Below are 15,701 nucleotides of genomic sequence, written 5' to 3' on the forward strand. Positions count from 1 at the left end.
AGAAGGGGGCGAAAACCCGGACCGAATTCGCAGCCCACATCACTTGGAGCGCACTCACCTCTCAACCCTCTCGCGCTCATCCTGAGCGAAGTCGAAGGACGAGCGCCCCTCGGCTGCTCCCTCCCTCACCCGAGAACCTTCCCCACACGTCACCCATGGACGCCCAGCCCCCTGCGACCTAACCCTCACCCAACAAAACAACACCTGAGGAGACACGCCCATGGAGCCGTACCAGCCCCTTTCCCGCTCGATCAAAGGCAAGACCGCCCTCGTCACAGGCGCCGCTTCCGGCATGGGCCGGGCCACCGCTCACCTCTTTGCCCATGAAGGCGCGAATGTCGCCGTAACCGACCTCAAACAGGACGCCGTCGACAAGGTCGTGGAGGAGATCAAGGCTGCCGGCTTCGACAACGTCAAAGGCTGGGCCATGGATGTCGGCGACGGCGACGCCATCAAGCGCGTCGTCAAGGAAGCCGCGGAGCATTTCGGCGGCCTCGAAATTCTCGTCAACAATGCAGGTTTCGCCATCCCGGCCAATGTCGCTGAAGAAAGCTATGAGGATAGCTGGGGCCCCAGCATCAATGTCATGCTGACCAGCCACCAGCGCGCCATCCGCGCGGCCTTGCCCTATATGCGCAAGGCAAAGTTCGGCCGCATCGTGAACGTGGCTTCCACCGAAGGCCTCGGCGCGACCCCCGGCAACTCGCCCTATGTCGCCGCCAAGCATGGCGTCATCGGCCTGACCCGCGGTCTCGCCTGCGACCTCGGCCGTGAGGAAGACGTGGACATCACCGTCAACTGCATCTGCCCCGGCCCCATCCGCACCGGCATCACCGCAGGCATCTCCGAAGAACACAAGACCATCTACGCCAAACGCCGCGTGCCGCTGCGCCGTTACGGCATCCCGGAGGAAGTCGCGAACATGACGCTTTCGGTGGTGCTGCCTGCCGCAAGCTTCCTCAACGGCGTCCACATCCCGGTCGATGGCGGGCTTACGATCAAGAATGCTTGAGGGGTAAGCGCTACCCCGACCCTCCAGCCGAAAGATTGCCAGCACGCTTGCCTTGAATGGAGCGGTTGGGATAACGCTGTTTACATGAAACTCCCGCAAGATTTCGAAGCCCGGTTCACTGAAGTATTTCAGCCCGTCTTCATCTGGGGTGTCGGCGCACTGGAACTCGCGCTGATCCTCTACACGCTCTATTCGGAGTTTCTTACAGGCACCGGGCCTTCCCTCCTGACGACTGTACTGCCGCTAAGTATAGCGATAGCCGTTGCGTGGGCCGTGCTGGCTGTCCTTATCACGCTCGCCATTATAGCCTTCAAGGCCCGCAAAGAGGGCGAAAAGGTCGAAGAAGGCTAACGATCCCGTGGCGTCTATCGACGCTCGGCCGCCAAACGCTGCAACCCCGAAGATGCCTACAAAGGCAGGCATCCAAGGTGCCCCCTTCGATCCAAGCGCTTGTTTTGAAGTCCTATCCATGGATACCTGCCTGCGCAGGTATCGGCGGCGTCAGGATGAGACAGAATGAAACCATTCTACGTCTACATCCTCGCCAGCCAGAAAAACGGCACGCTCTACACCGGCAGCACGGACGACATCTCGAAACGCGTCTGGGAGCATAAGCAGGGTCACGGCGCCGCGTTCACCCGGAAATACGCCGTCCACCGCCTCGTCTGGCTTGAACCCTACGACTCACGCGACAGCGCAAAGGCCCACGAATACCAGATCAAGGCATGGAAACGCTCTTGGAAGATTGAGCTGATAGAAACGACCAATCCCGACTGGCAGGACCTCTACCTGAAACTCAACCACTAACCCTAAGCCCCCTCGCGCGCGCCCTCTCCGCAGATGCCTGCGAAAGCAGGCATCCAAGGCGCTCCCAGGAATCTCGCACTCAACCGAGAGGCTCCATCATGGACCCCTGTTTTCACAGTGGTCTGCGGCTCACTTAGGCGAAACACTTCACTCCCCGAAGAAACCTGCGAAGGCAGGTATCCATTATGGATCGTTGCAATTGATCGTCGCGTCGCGTCTAGCATCGACGATGCGAAGGAGATGGTTCGCCATGAGAATTATCTCCATAGCCTCCACAGGGTCGGTAACGTCAACATCTCGGTGGGAGTGCGGGTTCTTATATGATCCAATAAAACCCGCGAAGAGATGTGCTCTTGCCTCCTGTTCAGACGACAACGCATTCGTGTCAGTGAGTGGCCCAGTACGCGATTGGAATGCACTTCGCATAAGCTGCACGCCGATTTGTTCGTCGCCCAATCCTGCAACATCGCGAGTTCGAATTTCAACTTGTCTCGCGGCGAAGAACACCGCGCTGTCGTAGTTTCCTCTCACGAAGTCTCCCCACACTCTGTCGCGGATGGCCTCGTGTAAAATCTCGCGAGGAAGTAGCCTAGCGAATCTGAAATCGCTGAGCTCTTCAATGGATAGCTCTCTTCCCCGTCGACTTAACTTCCGATAGCCATTCGGGCCATTGCTCATGTCGGACCAAATGATCAGACCCTGGGCCTCAAGCCAGCTCCAAGCCTCGAATATCGCTTCTTCTACTCGAGCGCGTTCTTGGGAAGGAAACTCTGTTTGATCTGGCTGACCGAATTCGCTGTAGAACGCGGACCTCACGCTACTTACAGTGGCCAAACTTCGGCCGCCTCGTTGCATTGAAATTGCGATCAGAGCACCGAGTTCTTCTGGTGCTAGCCCCAATAATACCTCTGCACTTCCGATTTGGTCTCGAAGATACGCCTCGTCCAACGACGTGTTCCTTTGCTGCATTCATCTCGCTTGTCGACGCACAATAGGTCGGAGCAATGAGACAATCAAAACCGGAGAAAGTTTCCGACCGCAAACCGCCCCGCCCTATCCTCCCTCACATGACACAACCCACCAGTTTCATCGAGGAAGGGATCGCCGCGGTCCGCGACGCTGTCGTGGAGACGATGGACCGGGTGAACGTCGACTTCAGGACAGATGTGACCCAGGCGGTCGCGCGGTATGCGCGGCGCCAGATCAAGCTGCTCGAGACAATGCTGCGCCGCCTGCTTGTGCTGATCGCGGCAGAGATCGAGCTTGCCCCGGCGGCACCCGCTGAGCCTTCCGCCAGCAAGGGCACGTCCAGACACACAAACGCCAGCGCCTTCCAGCTTGTCCCGTCTCGCGGCCCTGATAACGGCATGGTCGAACGGCTTCGCGAGATACCGGCAGAACCTGCCCGGCCAAACACCGCCAGTGCACCGCTGCTACACCGTCTGGGTGTCCTCTTGCGCCACCTCGACAATCCAGAGCCGCTCGCCCGGCGCATGGCGCACATGCTCTCGGCCGCGAGCGCCGATGGAGACCCGCGCCCGCACGTGCCGCCTCAGAGCGGCCTAACCCGCGTGCCGCCGCGACTTGCGCTCATGGCTCACGCCCTTCCTGTCCACACAGATGAAGCCTTGCGAAAATGGTTCGATACGAGCTGAAAAGCCGGGACAATTAGGACGATATCCCACAGGCCCGCCCGGTCTGTGGCCGCAGGTGCAGCATCTGATGCCTTCATCCTTCGACAAGCTCAGGATGAGGCTAAATGAATGGAAAGGCGCTCTAGACTGAACCTCACCCTGAGCCTGTCGAAGGGCGAGGTTCTGAGCAAAGCTCAGTCCGGCAGCTCGTCATTCATCGCCAGCACCTTGCCCGCCAGATAGAGGGAGCCGCAGATCAGGATACGTTCGGCACCAGCGTCGCGGGCCGCTTCCATCGCCGCCTCGAAGCTCTGATATGGGGCCGCACTGGCGCCCGCCTCGCGCGCAGCATCGGCCAGCGCGTCTGGCGTGAAGCTGTTCTCATTCCCGTCGATCGGGCAGGTAAAGACCTTGAGGCCGGGACGCATGAGGGAGGCAAAGAAGCCGCGCGCATCCTTATTGTCGAGCATGGCGGAAACCAGCATCGTCCGCTTGGCGGACTCTTCGCTGTCGAGCGTGTCCAGAACGGCAGAAAGCGCCCGGCCTGCATGGGGATTATGCCCGCCATCGAGCCAGACCGGAACACCGCCCGCAAGCGCTGTCACCGGTCCGTCAGACAGCCGCTGCATACGGGCTGGCCAGCGAGCCGAGGCGGCGCCCTGCGTGATCGCTTCGTCGGTAATGCATTGTATATTAGCGGTTTTTAACGCCTTGGCCGCCAGCGCCGCATTGGCAAACTGGTGCTCTCCCCAGAGGCCCAGTGGCGACCCGATCAGGGCGATATCATCTGGCGAAAGAAATTCGATATGCCCGCGGACCCGCCTGGCTTCGGCCTCTAGCGCCTCTTTGGCCTCAGCGCCCTGAATGGCCGAAACTGCCGGGCAGCCGGGCTTCAGAATGCCGGCCTTGTCGGTCGCGATCTTGGAGATCGTGTTGCCCAGAAAGGCCTGATGATCGAGGTCGATCGGGCAAAACACCGAGCAGGCCGCAGTCTCTATGACATTGGAGGCATCATACCGCCCGCCAAGACCAACTTCGAGAATGAGGAGATCGGCTGGCGTTTCGTGGAAGGCGAGAAAACTGGCGGCCTGCGCGGCCTCGAAATGAGTAATCTGGCGGTGACCAAGAAGCGCCGCTTCGACCCGCTCCAGGCAGGAGACGAGATAATCATCCTCGATCAGCCTGCCTGCCAGCCGGATGCGCTCATTGAAACGAACAAGATGCGGCGAAGTCGAGGTATGGACGGAAAGCCCTGCGGCTTCGGCCATGGCGCGGATGAAGGCGACGGTGGAGCCTTTTCCATTCGTTCCGGCGACATGGATAACCGGCGGAAGATCGAGATGTGGATTGCCAAGCTCTTCAAGCACGATCAGCAGGCGGTCGAGCGCAAGAATGCGATCTTTTGGATTGTAGCGTTCGAACCGTTTAAGCGCCGTTTCGACGCCAAGCTGGGCGTCGATCAAGCGTTCTTGCCCTTGGATTTGTCCTTTGCCTCCGGCGCAGGAACATCGGCCATCGGCGCCTTCACCGGCCCGATCGGCGTTTCGTCGGACGCGCGCTTCGGCATGAGATGGGAAAGGATGCGGCCGAGCGTGGCTTTCAGCTCCCGCCGGTCACTGACAATATCGACCTGGCCTTTTTCACGAAGGAATTCAGAGCGCTGGAAGCCATCGGGAAGTTTTTCGCGGATCGTCTGTTCAATGACGCGTGGGCCTGAGAAGGCAATCATCGCGCCCGGTTCTGCGATATGAACGTCGCCAAGCATCGCATAGGAGGCCGAAACACCGCCTGATGTCGGATCGGTCAGGACGACGATATAGGGAAGACCCGCCTCGCGGACCTCATCGATCGCCAGCGTCGTGCGCGGCATCTGCATGAGGGAAAGTGTCCCTTCCTGCATCCGCGCGCCGCCGGACGCTGTGCAGACGACGAACGCGGCCTTGCGAGCCACGGCCAACTGGGCTGCGGCGATGAAGGCTTCGCCGGCGGCCATGCCGAGCGAGCCGCCCATGAAGGCAAAGTCCTGGACGAGAATAACTGTCGGCTTGCCTTTGACCCGGCCAAAGGCGGCCGCCATGCAATCTTCCTGAGAAATTGGCGGGCTGGCGTCCGGGCTTTCTTCGCGTTCACGCGCGGCGATCTTCGATTTCGCGGCCTTGAGGCGCGATGGATACGGCTTGTCATCGCGGAATTTCAGCGGGTCCTGAACGACGGGCGGCAGCTGCAGTGGCTCCCAGCGTTCATTGTCGAAGAAGAGGCGGAAACGGCGGCGCGGTGAAATCCGCAGATGCGCGCCAGCCGGGGTGACATACCAGCTTTCTTCAAGGTCGGAGCGATAGACGAGCTCTCCGGACTTCGGACATTTGACCCAGAGATTGTCCGGCGTGTCCTTTTTTGAAGACAGGAATGTCTTCAGTCCAGGCGTTCTGAAATTGGTGAGCCAGTTCATGTCAGATCAACTCCTAAACCTTCGCTGCCTATTCTCGCCCGGCAGAGGCGAGCGCGCCAGACAGTTCTGCTGCGAGCGCGCCAATTCTTGTTGCGATGGCGTCCGGCGTGCCCTCTTCCAGAGATGTGCGTACATGATCCACGAATGCGGACCCGACCACAACCCCATCAGCAATAGCGGCCATTGCGGCTGCTTGTTCCCCGGTGCGGACGCCGAAGCCGACGCAAACCGGCAGGCCGGAAACCCGCCGCGCGCGGTCAACGCCTTCGCGAATGTCTTTCGGATCGGCAGAGCCGGACCCTGTCACACCGGCAACGGCGACGTAATAAAGAAATCCGGACGCGCCTTCTGCGACCTTGGCGATGCGCTTTTCGGTCGTCGTGGGCGTCGCCAGCCGAATGACGGAAATTTCGTGGCGCTCATAGGCATCGCGGAGCTCATGGTCTTCTTCCGGCGGCAGATCGACGAGGATGGTCCCATCAATGCCTGCGTCCGCGGCCGCCTCGGCAAAGGCGCCATAGCCCATCAAGTGAACCGGGTTGGCATAGCCCATCAGGATAAGCGGCGTTTCCTGGTCCGTCTCCCGGAAACGCTTTGCCAGCGCCAGTGCATCGCGAAGCGTCGTGCCTGCCTTGAGGCTGCGCTGACCGGCGCGCTGGATCGCTGGCCCATCGGCCATCGGATCGGTAAAGGGCGCGCCAAGCTCGATTATGTCGGCGCCATTGTCGCGCAGGGCGCAAAGCGCGTCATAGCTTGTCTCAAGGTCGGGATCACCCGCCATGATGTAGGTGACGAGCGCGGCGCGGCCTTCGGCGCGAACCTTGTCGAACCGGGCGGTAATTCGTGATGTCGGCATTAGCGGGCGGGCGCTTCCGTGTTTTCTGTCAGCCAGTCGGCATAATCGGCCAGCACATGAGTGCAAGGCCACGCAATCATAGCTGGCACATCATAGGGGTGGAGATCTTTGACGAGAGCTTCCAGGCCGCTCCAGCACGCTTCGACCGATTTCAGCCAGAGAATGTGCTCGAAAGCCTGCTCAACCACGCCTTTCCAGAGATAGGTGGAGCTGACCGGCCCTTCGATATTGGCGCAAGCGGCGAGCTTTTTCTCGACCGAGGCATCGGCAATCTTCTGAGCGACATCCATGCCTGGGCAGGTGATGCGGATGAGAAGGGCGTCAGTCATCGCCTAGATCTCCATGCCGAGGTGTTCGGCGACCGAGAAGATGTCCTTGTCGCCGCGTCCGCAGAGATTCATGATCAGGATCTGGTCCTTGTCCATCGTCTTGCAGACATCGCCGAGCCGCGCGATCGCGTGGGCTGGCTCAAGCGCAGGAATGATCCCCTCAAGCCGCGTGCAAAGCTGGAAGCCTTCAAGGGCTTCCTTGTCGGTACAGGTGAGATACTCAGCCCGTCCCATATCACGAAGGAAGGCGTGTTCTGGCCCGATGCCTGGATAATCCAGACCCGCAGAGATCGAGTGGGCGTCGATGATCTGGCCATCATCGGTCTGCAGGAGGTATGTCTTGTTGCCGTGCAGGATGCCCGGCTTGCCGCCGTTCAGCGCGGCTGCGTGCTCACCTGTTTCGATGCCGTGGCCAGAAGCTTCCACACCGATCAGACGGACGTCTTCGTCCTCGATGAAGGGGTGGAACAGCCCAATCGCATTCGACCCACCACCAATACACGCCATCAGCGCGTCCGGAAGGCGGCCTTCGCGCTCCAGGATCTGGCTTTTCGCCTCCTGGCCGATGACCGACTGAAAGTCGCGAACGAGTTGGGGATAAGGGTGGGGGCCGGCTGCCGTTCCGATGCAATAGAACGTGCTGTCGACATTGGTGACCCAGTCGCGCAGCGCCTCGTTCATTGCGTCTTTCAAAGTACCTGTGCCGGAAGACACAGGTACGATTTCCGCACCGAGCATCTTCATCCGGAAGACATTGGGTTTCTGGCGCTCGACATCGGTCGCGCCCATGAAGACGACGCATTTCAGGCCAAAGCGGGCGCAGACGGTTGCGGTGGCAACGCCATGCTGGCCGGCGCCTGTCTCTGCGATGATGCGCTTCTTGCCCATGCGCATGGCGAGCAGGACCTGGCCGAGGCAGTTATTGATCTTGTGCGCGCCGGTATGATTGAGCTCATCGCGCTTGAAGTAGATCTTCGGCCCGCCGAAATGCTCGCTCATCCGTTCGGCATGATAGAGCGGGGATGGACGGCCGACATAGTTGCGCCAGAGGTCATCCATCTGATCGATGAAGGCGGGGTCTTTCTTGGCGGCGCGGTACTCATCCTCAAGCTCGAGGATGAGCGGCATCAGCGTCTCAGCGACGTAGCGCCCGCCAAATTCGCCGAAGCGACCCTTCTCGTCGGGCCATTGTGCCCATGTGTTTGGCTTGTTCATGAGAGCCCTCATAATGTCCTGTTTTCGCGGCTGCAATAAAGGCTCTCACGAGCTCTGCATCCTTGACGCCGCGCTGTCTCTCGACACCCGAGGACACGTCGACCGCTTTTGCCCCGGTTGCCTTGACTGCACCTGCAACATTGTCCGGTGTGAGGCCTCCGGCAAGCAGCCATTCAGTGGGCGCCTCCCATCCATCCAGAATGGACCAGTCGAAAGCGTTGCCATGCCCACCGGTCCGGTCAGCGCCTTCGGGCGGCTTGGCGTCTATCAGCAGCCGGTCGGCAGCGCGGAAGCGCTCTGCCGCCACAAGGTCTTCGCGCGACGAAATGCCCACCGCTTTCCAAACCTCGACCGATGAGGGCAGGCTGGAGCGGAGATTGGCGACAAAGTCAGGCGTTTCCTGCCCATGCAGCTGGAAGACGTCCGGCATGACGGCCCCGTTCAGACCGCGAAGGACCGATGGGTCCGGATCAGAGAGAAGGACGACCGAGCGCATTCCGTGCTGGGTCGAGGCCATCAACAGGTCTGTCAGACGCTCAAAGCGGGCCCGCCCTTCGCCAAGAACATTGCGCGGGCTTTCTGGCACCAGAACGAAACCGACCCAGTCGGCCCCGGCCTCGGCGGCAACCTTCACCATGTCGGTGTCCGAAATTCCACAGATCTTCACGCCGGTCATGGCTGCTAGCTCGCTGCAGTCAGCCCATGTGTCAAGAACAGCCGCGCTGCCCTTGGGGCAAACAGTTTGCGGGATTTACGAAGCGGCCCGTCCTTGCTGAATAGGGCGCAAGGAGACTGCCATGCCCGCTACATCGCTTCTTTCGGATATTCGCATCGCCGACATGACGACCGTCATCTTTGGTCCGTATTGCACACAGACCCTCGCTGACATGGGTGCAGAGGTCGTCAAGCTGGAGCCTGAAACGGGCGATACATTCCGCAATGTCGGCAAACCCGCCAATACGCGCGGCATGGGCCCGTGCCATCTGACGATCAATCGCGGCAAGCGGTCGGTCGTCTGGGACATGAAGGCCGAGACGGGCAAGGCCGCGGTGCGCAAGCTGATCGAACAGAGCGATGTCTTCATCCACAATATCCGCCCCGACGCGGTTGCGCGGCTTGGGCTGACCTTCGAGGAAGTGAAGGCCATTCGGCCAGACATTGTCTATGTCCATTGCCTGGGGTTCGGAACAGAGGGCCCCTATTCCGGCAGGCCTGCCTATGACGACCTCATCCAGTCGCTGGCGGGCGCCTGCAATCTCTTGCCGAATGTCGACGGGAATGAAGCGCCGCGTTTCCTGCCAACCGCCCTCGCCGACAAGGTATCAGGCCTGCATGCCATGTATGCCACGCTTGCCGCGCTGCATCATCGTAGCCGGACTGGCGAAGCGGTGCATGTGGAGGTGCCGATGTTTGAATGCGTTTCCAGCTTCCTGCTGGAGGAACATTTCTATGAGGCCGCCTTCGACCCGCCTGTCGGCCCCTATTACTATCAGCGCCAGATCGACCCGTCCCGGCAGCCCGTGCGCACGCAAAACGGCTGGATCACGATCGCGCCCTATGTCGATCATCGCTGGGTGACGCTGTTCGATGTCATCGGCCAGAAACAGGAGCTGGAAGACGAGCGCATCAGCGATTATCGCGGCCGCTTCTTCAATCACGACTATCTCATGTCGCGCGTGCAGGCCCATTTCGTGAATTACACGACCGAGGAGCTGCTCGACATTCTCGGCAAGGCGGACGTGCCTGCCGCACGCGTCAACGATATATCGGACTTGCGCAGTGACCCGCACCTGGACGCGGTCGGCTTCTTCAATCGGCGCGAGCACCCGACTGAAGGCGGCTATTGGGAGGTGAAGCCGCCTGTTCGCTTTGTCGGGCAGGAAGAGCATGAAATCCGCCCTGCACCCCGGCTGGGTGAGCACACCGAAGACGTTCTTCGGGAGCTCGGTCTGGCGTCACCAGACGAGAAGCAATAGAAATTTCCGACACCGGAACTGCACAAGCCTTGTGCAAAACAACACTGATACAAAACTTTCTTGATCGCGGTGTCACAACCTTTGCGAGCGGTGGTGTACAGGTGCGCACGCAGCACAAACCTTATTTATATCAATGCACAAAGTAATTGGTCGCTCGATTGTTTGCATAACACACCGACATTTTGAACGTCATTTGCCTGTTGGAAAGTCCAATTTTCCCCGGCCATTACTTTGACGAACGAACCTAATTCTGAGATGTGTGCGCCATCGAATGAAGTCGCCATCGCGGCCATTTGACCCAAGTTAGAATTGTCGATCAGGGCACCTGCGCACACCGCAGCACGGACAAAGTCCATTTGTCGCGCCCCGGTCACGAACCGACATGAGACAGGCCCGAAGGAGAGGACATGGAACCGAATTCCGGTCAGCAGACCGCCTTGAAGACCAAACAGGATTATGGGGATGACCCTCTCTCCGTCCGCGAGACGGACACTTATCAGGGCGAGTATATCGAAGGCTTTGTCGACAAATGGGATTCGCTCATCGACTGGGATTCCCGCGCCGATGGCGAAGGCCGGTTCTTTGTCGACATCCTGCGCGGGCGCGGCAAACACAGTGTTCTGGATGTTGCCACGGGCACAGGGTTTCACTCCTGCCGCCTGATGGAAGAAGGTTTCGACGTCACCAGTGTCGATGGCAGCGCCGAGATGCTGATGAAGGCGTTCGAGAATGCCGGGCGGCGCGGCCAGGTCCTGAAGACTTGTCAGGCCGACTGGCGCTGGCTCAACAAGGACATCAAGGGCAAGTTCGACGCGATCATCTGCCTTGGTAATTCATTCACGCACATCCACGATGAACTCGACCGTCGCAAGGCGCTTGCGGAGTTCTATGCCGCGCTGAAACATGATGGCATCCTGATCCTCGATCAGCGCAATTACGACCTCCTCCTCAATGAGGAAGCCGCCGCCAAGCCGAAGCACAAATACTATTATTGCGGCAAGGATATCGTTGCCGAGCCGGAATATATCGATGAGGGGCTGGCGCGTTTCCGCTACAGCTTCCCGGATGGGTCGACCTATAATCTCAACATGTTCCCGCTGCGCAGGCGCTATGTCCAGACTCTGCTGAAGGAAGCAGGCTTCGAGAAAGTCCGCACCTATGGCGACTTCCAGTCGGACTTCGATGAGAACGACCCCGATTTCTTCATCCATGTCGCGGAGAAGCGCGATGAGGGCTGAATCGAGAGCAGAAGACGTCGCTGTCGCCGAAGACTATTACGACAGTGATGACGCCGACCGCTTCTACTTCACTATCTGGGGCGGCGAAGACATCCATGTCGGTCTCTATGAGACGCCTGAAGAGGCAATCGCCCCGGCCAGCCGGCGAACCGTTGCCACCATGGCAGACATGATGGGCGGGGCTGGCAAGAGCGCACGGATCGTCGATCTTGGCGCCGGTTATGGCGGGTCTGCGCGCTACCTCGTCAACGAAGCTGGCGCGAAAGAAGTTGTCTGCGTCAACATTTCCGAGACCCAGAACCGCATCAACCGCGACAAGAACAAGGCGGCCGGTCTGGCAGACAGGATCGACGTGCTGCACGGCTCTTTCGATGACGTGCCCGCAAAGGATGAAGCGTTCGACGTCGTCTGGAGCCAGGACAGCTTTCTGCACGGCGCTGACCGACAGCGGATCATCGCCGAATGCGAACGCGTCCTCAAACCGGGTGGGCGGCTGATCTTCACCGACATCCTGCAGACATCCGATGCGCCAGCAGACAAGCTGCAGCCAATCTATGACCGGATCCATCTCTCCAGCCTCGGCTCGATCGACTTCTATGACGAGGCCGCAGAAAAAGCCGGACTGGTGCCAGGACCCAGGAAGATCCTGCCGGACATGCTCGCGACCCATTATGGGCGGGTTCGCGAGGAACTCACCGCTCGCCGCGATGAGCTCAAAGGCGTGGTCTCTGACGATTATGCAGACCGGATGATCGCTGGTCTCGGCGCCTGGGTCGATGGCGGCAAGTCGGGCTGGCTGTCCTGGGGCCTCATGACTTACGACAAGCCCTAGGCGTTCTGGGACTGAAAACTGGATTAAGGCCGCCAGCGTTTCGCTCAGGCGGCCTTTTTAATTTCGCCGGCTAATTGATGACGACACTTTCCTGGACGATGCGCCTGCGTGCCCGTCCCCAGCGGAATTGTTCAGTATACCGCCCAAGGCCCGATGATTTCAGCTTTCCATCTTCGAGATGCAGCCGGAACCCGCGACGGGCGGCCACGGCTTTGCGGCTGGCCCCGTGGATCCCGATAATGATGATGTAGAGGTCGAGCTCACCAAATTTCTCTAGCAAATTGGACGGCAGTTCGCTTTGCGTCGCCTCAACTCGCTCCAGAAGCTTCTCGAAGGGGCCGAGGTCCAGGCTCTGACCATCTGCGAGGGGGCGCTGGAAAGATGTCTCATGATTGTCAGCCGTCGGCTCGGTCACATCCCCGCGATACAGCTTTCCGTCCACCCTCACCGCGGCAGCGATATTCTGAATGTGAAACCGGCCTTCACTCATATTGGAGATGAAGGCTGTCGGCTTGTCATTCGGGCTGACCGAGCTGGACACAATAAGGCTGGACCGGCGCTGACGCATGAAGCTGATCAACAGGAGGTGAAGATAGGTCACCCAGACCAGCACCATGATCACGTTCGCCACGGCGCTTATCGCTGATGCATTCTGGCTGATGAATTCGAACATGGGCGCGCAAACGCATGGGCCCGCGCAGAAGTTGCACCGCGAAAGCTTCTGTCAGCCTGCCAGCTGGCTCAGGGCGGCGCCGCTGTCGGCCGGGGCCTTTCCGGGCGCCCCGGTTTTCAGCCACTCGGTCATGTCTGCCCCGTTCAATGGTCTGGCAAAGAAATAGCCTTGCATTTGCGGGCATCCAGCCCCTTCGATGAAGGCGCTTTGCGAGGCCGTTTCGACGCCTTCTGCAACCATTGTGAGGTCAAGCGCCCGGCCGAGCTGAACAAGGGAGATAACGAGGTCGAGCACCTTGTCCTCGTTCTCGATGCCGGAAACCAGTGATTTGTCGATCTTCAGCTTATCGAGCGGCATGTCGAGAAGCGCGCGTAGGTTTGAATAGCCGGTGCCATAATCGTCGAGCGCGATCTGGACGCCCTCCTCGCGCAGCCGGTTCAGGTTACGGCGCGCGGAGCTGACGTCTTCGACAAGCGAGGATTCGAGGATTTCGAGACAGATAGCGGATGGCGGGAGGCCCGAGGCTGCGATCTCGCGCAGGAACTCCGTCGCATATCCTGGCGTGACGACGTCCATCGGTGAGGCATTGAAGGAGACAAATTCGATCTCGCCTGCCTCGATCCAGGGCTTTGCGATTTGCGCAGCCTTCTTGAAGACAAGACGGTCCAGGTTGCCGACGTGGCCCATATCAGTGGCTGCAGCGACAAAATCCTCGGGGCTGACGTAACCAAGCTCGCTGTCATGCCAACGCGCCAATACTTCGACGCCGATCGCCCGGCGCGTATCGCTGGAGACAATGGGCTGGAACACAGGCGTAATCAGTGCCTGCTCAAGCGCATGGGGAAGCTTTTCCTCGATCTTCAGGCGTCGCTGATAGGCGCTTAGAGTATCCTCGTCGAAGAATTGAGATGCAGCGCGGCCACTGCGTTTGCCCGCAAACAGGGCAAGGTCGGCGCGGCTGAGAAGTTCTGAAGGCATGGTCGCATCCTTGGGATAGATGCATACCCCGACTGAGCCGGACAGCTTGATTTCCCGGTCCCCGGACGTGGTCGGTCGAAACACAATCTGCCGGAGGCGTTCAATCCGTTCGCTAAAGGCGTCGCCAATATCATCAAGGTCCTCGGTGATGACTGCAAATTCATCGCCCCCGATCCGGCCGACACTCTGAATGCCGGGGAGGGATGCCAGTCTTTTCCCGACCGTTTTCAGAACGGCATCGCCAACCGAGTGGCCAAACCTGTCATTGATACGCTTGAAGTAATCGAGATCGACGAACGCAAACCCGAATGCTTTGCCTTCTCTTTCAGCCTCCTTGACGCGGCGCTCCAGATCGACTTCGAGGCCGCGGCGGTTACGCAGGCCCGTCGCGGCATCAGTCTGCGCAATTTTCAGAGCGCTCGCCTTGTCACTCAACGCTTCTTCGAGGCGTCTCTGAAGTGCCGTCATCTGGGGCTGCATACCGCCAAATGGGGGTAGTGATGCCGCTTTCTGGCCGTCCCTTTTCTCGATATGGATAAAATCCATCACGATGCCGAGCAGACCCCTCGATCCATCTTCGAAAGTGAAGGGGACCTTCTTGGTAAGAGCGAACTGATTGTCGCCGATCTGCTCTTCATTCAGGCTTTCTTCGCCAGCAAGAACAGCATCATCCTCCCGCCAGAAAACCGCCACCTGCTCTTCGTCGAAGATATGACTGTCATCCTTACCAATAATATCGTCGCAACCGATCAGTTTCTTGAAAGCCACATTGCCGTATACCCAGCGGTGCGCGTAATCCTTGACGAAGACCGCGTAAGGAATGGCGTCCAGGACGCTCGACAAATACGGCGTGATCATTTTCTCTATGACACCGGCTGAAGGGGATCACGAAAAGCCATACGCGCGTTCAGTTTGATCTGGCGCCGGACAAGCTTGGCCATTCTTGCCAGTTCAGATTGCTGAATTGGCGACAGCGTTCTGGGATTGTCATCGATAATACAGAACGTACCGACATTATGCCCGTCTACGGTAATCGGGGCACCAGCGTAAAACCGGATGAAAGGCGCTCCCGTCACCATCGCGTGATCCATGAACCGGGGGTCCTTCTGGGCGTCTTCGACGACAAATACCCCGTCGGTCTGAATGGCATAGGAACAGAAGGAATTTGCCCTGTCCGATTCACAGGCGTCGATCCCGACAGTGGACTTGAACCATTGCCTGTTCGCATCAACCAGCGACACCAGAACGATAGGCACCTTGAAATGACGCGCCGCAGCGCGGCTAATCGCGTCAAACGTCTTGTCTGGGGCAGTATCCAGGATCTGGAGACGGCGCAAACAACGAAGGCGCGCTGCTTCGCGACCTGACGGCTCAACATTGCCCAGAGGTTCTACCTTATGCATCCAATGACGATTACCGGCATCCGGTAAACGTCCGGTTGATGCATGCCACCCAATTGCACGCGCCCTGCAAAACTCGGACACACCGTAAATGATCCATCGCTGACAGGAGCTGGGGCGTCGCTGTGTCCTTATCGTGGGAATGGCGGTGAGACAGGGATTCGAACCCTGGAGACTATTGCTAGCCTACACACTTTCCAGGCGTGCGCCTTCGACCACTCGGCCACCTCACCGTAAGGGCGCGTCTATAGAGGATTGAGGCGGGCAACCGCAAGCCCGCGATTGTTTCCCCGCTGCTGAAA

Annotated in this window: 18 protein-coding genes and 1 tRNA gene; 7 read left to right on the plus strand and 12 right to left on the minus strand. The window is 59.3% G+C overall.

All coding sequences use genetic code 11. The annotated features are described in order from the left end of the window. The first annotated feature begins 220 nt into the window (after positions 1 to 220). The 3 genes from F550_RS0111460 (at position 221) to F550_RS0111470 (ending at position 1,819) form a co-directional block, all read left to right on the plus strand. The gene (locus F550_RS0111460) at positions 221 to 1,012 is read left to right on the plus strand and encodes an SDR family NAD(P)-dependent oxidoreductase (protein ID WP_018148700.1); all 792 of its coding nucleotides are present in this window, start codon (positions 221 to 223) and stop codon (positions 1,010 to 1,012) included. An 84-nt stretch (positions 1,013 to 1,096) separates the two neighbouring features. Further along, positions 1,097 to 1,363, plus strand: a complete 267-nt coding sequence (locus F550_RS0111465; RefSeq protein WP_018148701.1) for a hypothetical protein — start codon at positions 1,097 to 1,099, stop codon at positions 1,361 to 1,363. Between the two features lie 165 nt (positions 1,364 to 1,528). Further along, a complete protein-coding gene (locus F550_RS0111470; RefSeq protein ID WP_018148702.1) occupies positions 1,529 to 1,819 on the plus strand; it encodes a GIY-YIG nuclease family protein in 291 nt (96 codons plus the stop codon). 183 nt (positions 1,820 to 2,002) lie between these two features. Here F550_RS0111470 and F550_RS0111475 read toward each other — a convergent pair whose 3' ends face one another. Next, on the minus strand, positions 2,003 to 2,767 hold the full coding sequence (locus F550_RS0111475) for a TIGR02391 family protein (protein ID WP_026180728.1): 765 nt from the start codon (positions 2,765 to 2,767) through the stop codon (positions 2,003 to 2,005). A gap of 119 nt (positions 2,768 to 2,886) precedes the next feature. On the opposite strand from F550_RS0111475, the gene F550_RS0111480 reads away from it, so the two are divergent. Next, positions 2,887 to 3,474: a hypothetical protein gene (locus tag F550_RS0111480; RefSeq protein ID WP_018148704.1), complete on the plus strand. Its 588-nt coding sequence runs from the start codon at positions 2,887 to 2,889 to the stop codon at positions 3,472 to 3,474. Between the two features lie 173 nt (positions 3,475 to 3,647). On the opposite strand, the gene F550_RS0111485 is transcribed toward F550_RS0111480, so the two are convergent. The 6 genes from F550_RS0111485 to F550_RS17685 are packed head-to-tail and all read right to left on the minus strand — an operon-like array spanning position 3,648 to position 8,978. Further along, on the minus strand, positions 3,648 to 4,916 hold the full coding sequence (locus F550_RS0111485) for a bifunctional folylpolyglutamate synthase/dihydrofolate synthase (protein ID WP_018148705.1): 1,269 nt from the start codon (positions 4,914 to 4,916) through the stop codon (positions 3,648 to 3,650). After that, entirely contained in the window at positions 4,913 to 5,902 is a 990-nt protein-coding gene (locus F550_RS0111490; RefSeq protein WP_018148706.1) for an acetyl-CoA carboxylase carboxyltransferase subunit beta, read from the minus strand. The genes F550_RS0111485 and F550_RS0111490 overlap by 4 nt, the downstream gene beginning before the upstream one ends. A 28-nt stretch (positions 5,903 to 5,930) precedes the next feature. Then, positions 5,931 to 6,758, minus strand: coding sequence for a tryptophan synthase subunit alpha (gene trpA, locus F550_RS0111495; RefSeq protein WP_018148707.1), 828 nt, complete (start codon positions 6,756 to 6,758; stop codon positions 5,931 to 5,933). Next, positions 6,758 to 7,087 (minus strand): divalent-cation tolerance protein CutA, encoded by a 330-nt coding sequence (gene cutA / locus F550_RS0111500; RefSeq protein ID WP_018148708.1) that lies wholly within the window; start codon positions 7,085 to 7,087, stop codon positions 6,758 to 6,760. The genes trpA and cutA overlap by 1 nt, the downstream gene beginning before the upstream one ends. A gap of 3 nt (positions 7,088 to 7,090) precedes the next feature. Beyond that, positions 7,091 to 8,302, minus strand: coding sequence for a tryptophan synthase subunit beta (gene trpB / locus F550_RS0111505; RefSeq protein ID WP_026180729.1), 1,212 nt, complete (start codon positions 8,300 to 8,302; stop codon positions 7,091 to 7,093). Beyond that, positions 8,223 to 8,978, minus strand: coding sequence for a phosphoribosylanthranilate isomerase (locus F550_RS17685; RefSeq protein WP_018148710.1), 756 nt, complete (start codon positions 8,976 to 8,978; stop codon positions 8,223 to 8,225). The genes trpB and F550_RS17685 overlap by 80 nt, the downstream gene beginning before the upstream one ends. Positions 8,979 to 9,099: 121 nt before the next feature. On the opposite strand from F550_RS17685, the gene F550_RS0111515 reads away from it, so the two are divergent. Next, the gene (locus F550_RS0111515; RefSeq protein WP_018148711.1) at positions 9,100 to 10,278 is read left to right on the plus strand and encodes a CaiB/BaiF CoA transferase family protein; all 1,179 of its coding nucleotides are present in this window, start codon (positions 9,100 to 9,102) and stop codon (positions 10,276 to 10,278) included. A gap of 125 nt (positions 10,279 to 10,403) precedes the next feature. Here F550_RS0111515 and F550_RS19200 read toward each other — a convergent pair whose 3' ends face one another. Further along, positions 10,404 to 10,634, minus strand: a complete 231-nt coding sequence (locus tag F550_RS19200) for a hypothetical protein (protein ID WP_156807923.1) — start codon at positions 10,632 to 10,634, stop codon at positions 10,404 to 10,406. A gap of 51 nt (positions 10,635 to 10,685) precedes the next feature. On the opposite strand from F550_RS19200, the gene F550_RS0111520 reads away from it, so the two are divergent. Beyond that, the gene (locus F550_RS0111520; RefSeq protein ID WP_018148712.1) at positions 10,686 to 11,516 is read left to right on the plus strand and encodes a glycine/sarcosine N-methyltransferase; all 831 of its coding nucleotides are present in this window, start codon (positions 10,686 to 10,688) and stop codon (positions 11,514 to 11,516) included. Continuing rightward, positions 11,506 to 12,348, plus strand: coding sequence for a class I SAM-dependent methyltransferase (locus F550_RS0111525; protein WP_018148713.1), 843 nt, complete (start codon positions 11,506 to 11,508; stop codon positions 12,346 to 12,348). Before F550_RS0111520 ends, F550_RS0111525 begins: the two co-directional genes overlap by 11 nt. 70 nt (positions 12,349 to 12,418) lie before the next feature. Here the strand turns inward: F550_RS0111525 and F550_RS0111530 are convergent, their stop codons facing one another. The 4 genes from F550_RS0111530 to F550_RS0111545 form a co-directional block, all read right to left on the minus strand. Then, positions 12,419 to 13,021, minus strand: coding sequence for a hypothetical protein (locus F550_RS0111530; protein WP_018148714.1), 603 nt, complete (start codon positions 13,019 to 13,021; stop codon positions 12,419 to 12,421). Positions 13,022 to 13,072: 51 nt separating this feature from the next. Beyond that, positions 13,073 to 14,857, minus strand: coding sequence for an EAL domain-containing protein (locus tag F550_RS0111535; protein ID WP_018148715.1), 1,785 nt, complete (start codon positions 14,855 to 14,857; stop codon positions 13,073 to 13,075). 5 nt (positions 14,858 to 14,862) lie between these two features. After that, complete coding sequence (locus F550_RS17690; RefSeq protein WP_018148716.1) at positions 14,863 to 15,336, minus strand: GAF domain-containing protein; 474 nt, start codon at positions 15,334 to 15,336, stop codon at positions 14,863 to 14,865. 206 nt (positions 15,337 to 15,542) lie between these two features. Further along, positions 15,543 to 15,632: transfer RNA gene (locus F550_RS0111545), tRNA-Ser, on the minus strand. Positions 15,633 to 15,701: the final 69 nt, after the last annotated feature.

It is taken from the genome of Henriciella marina DSM 19595, from assembly GCF_000376805.1.
Classification (GTDB): Bacteria; Pseudomonadota; Alphaproteobacteria; order Caulobacterales; family Hyphomonadaceae; genus Henriciella; species Henriciella marina.

Excerpts from the sequence above, each read along its gene's own strand:
- F550_RS0111465 (WP_018148701.1), top strand. The coding sequence starts at position 1,097 with ATGAAACTCCCGCAAGATTTCGAAGCCCGGTTCACTGAAGTATTTCAG.
- F550_RS0111535 (WP_018148715.1), bottom strand. The coding sequence starts at position 14,857 with ATGATCACGCCGTATTTGTCGAGCGTCCTGGACGCCATTCCTTACGCG.
- F550_RS0111470 (WP_018148702.1), top strand. The coding sequence starts at position 1,529 with ATGAAACCATTCTACGTCTACATCCTCGCCAGCCAGAAAAACGGCACG.
- F550_RS0111525 (WP_018148713.1), top strand. The coding sequence starts at position 11,506 with ATGAGGGCTGAATCGAGAGCAGAAGACGTCGCTGTCGCCGAAGACTAT.
- trpA (WP_018148707.1), bottom strand. The coding sequence starts at position 6,758 with ATGCCGACATCACGAATTACCGCCCGGTTCGACAAGGTTCGCGCCGAA.
- F550_RS0111460 (WP_018148700.1), top strand. The coding sequence starts at position 221 with ATGGAGCCGTACCAGCCCCTTTCCCGCTCGATCAAAGGCAAGACCGCC.
- F550_RS0111515 (WP_018148711.1), top strand. The coding sequence starts at position 9,100 with ATGCCCGCTACATCGCTTCTTTCGGATATTCGCATCGCCGACATGACG.
- F550_RS19200 (WP_156807923.1), bottom strand. The coding sequence starts at position 10,634 with ATGGACTTTGTCCGTGCTGCGGTGTGCGCAGGTGCCCTGATCGACAAT.
- F550_RS0111490 (WP_018148706.1), bottom strand. The coding sequence starts at position 5,902 with ATGAACTGGCTCACCAATTTCAGAACGCCTGGACTGAAGACATTCCTG.
- F550_RS17685 (WP_018148710.1), bottom strand. The coding sequence starts at position 8,978 with ATGACCGGCGTGAAGATCTGTGGAATTTCGGACACCGACATGGTGAAG.
- trpB (WP_026180729.1), bottom strand. The coding sequence starts at position 8,302 with ATGAACAAGCCAAACACATGGGCACAATGGCCCGACGAGAAGGGTCGC.
- F550_RS0111520 (WP_018148712.1), top strand. The coding sequence starts at position 10,686 with ATGGAACCGAATTCCGGTCAGCAGACCGCCTTGAAGACCAAACAGGAT.
- F550_RS0111480 (WP_018148704.1), top strand. The coding sequence starts at position 2,887 with ATGACACAACCCACCAGTTTCATCGAGGAAGGGATCGCCGCGGTCCGC.
- cutA (WP_018148708.1), bottom strand. The coding sequence starts at position 7,087 with ATGACTGACGCCCTTCTCATCCGCATCACCTGCCCAGGCATGGATGTC.
- F550_RS0111530 (WP_018148714.1), bottom strand. The coding sequence starts at position 13,021 with ATGTTCGAATTCATCAGCCAGAATGCATCAGCGATAAGCGCCGTGGCG.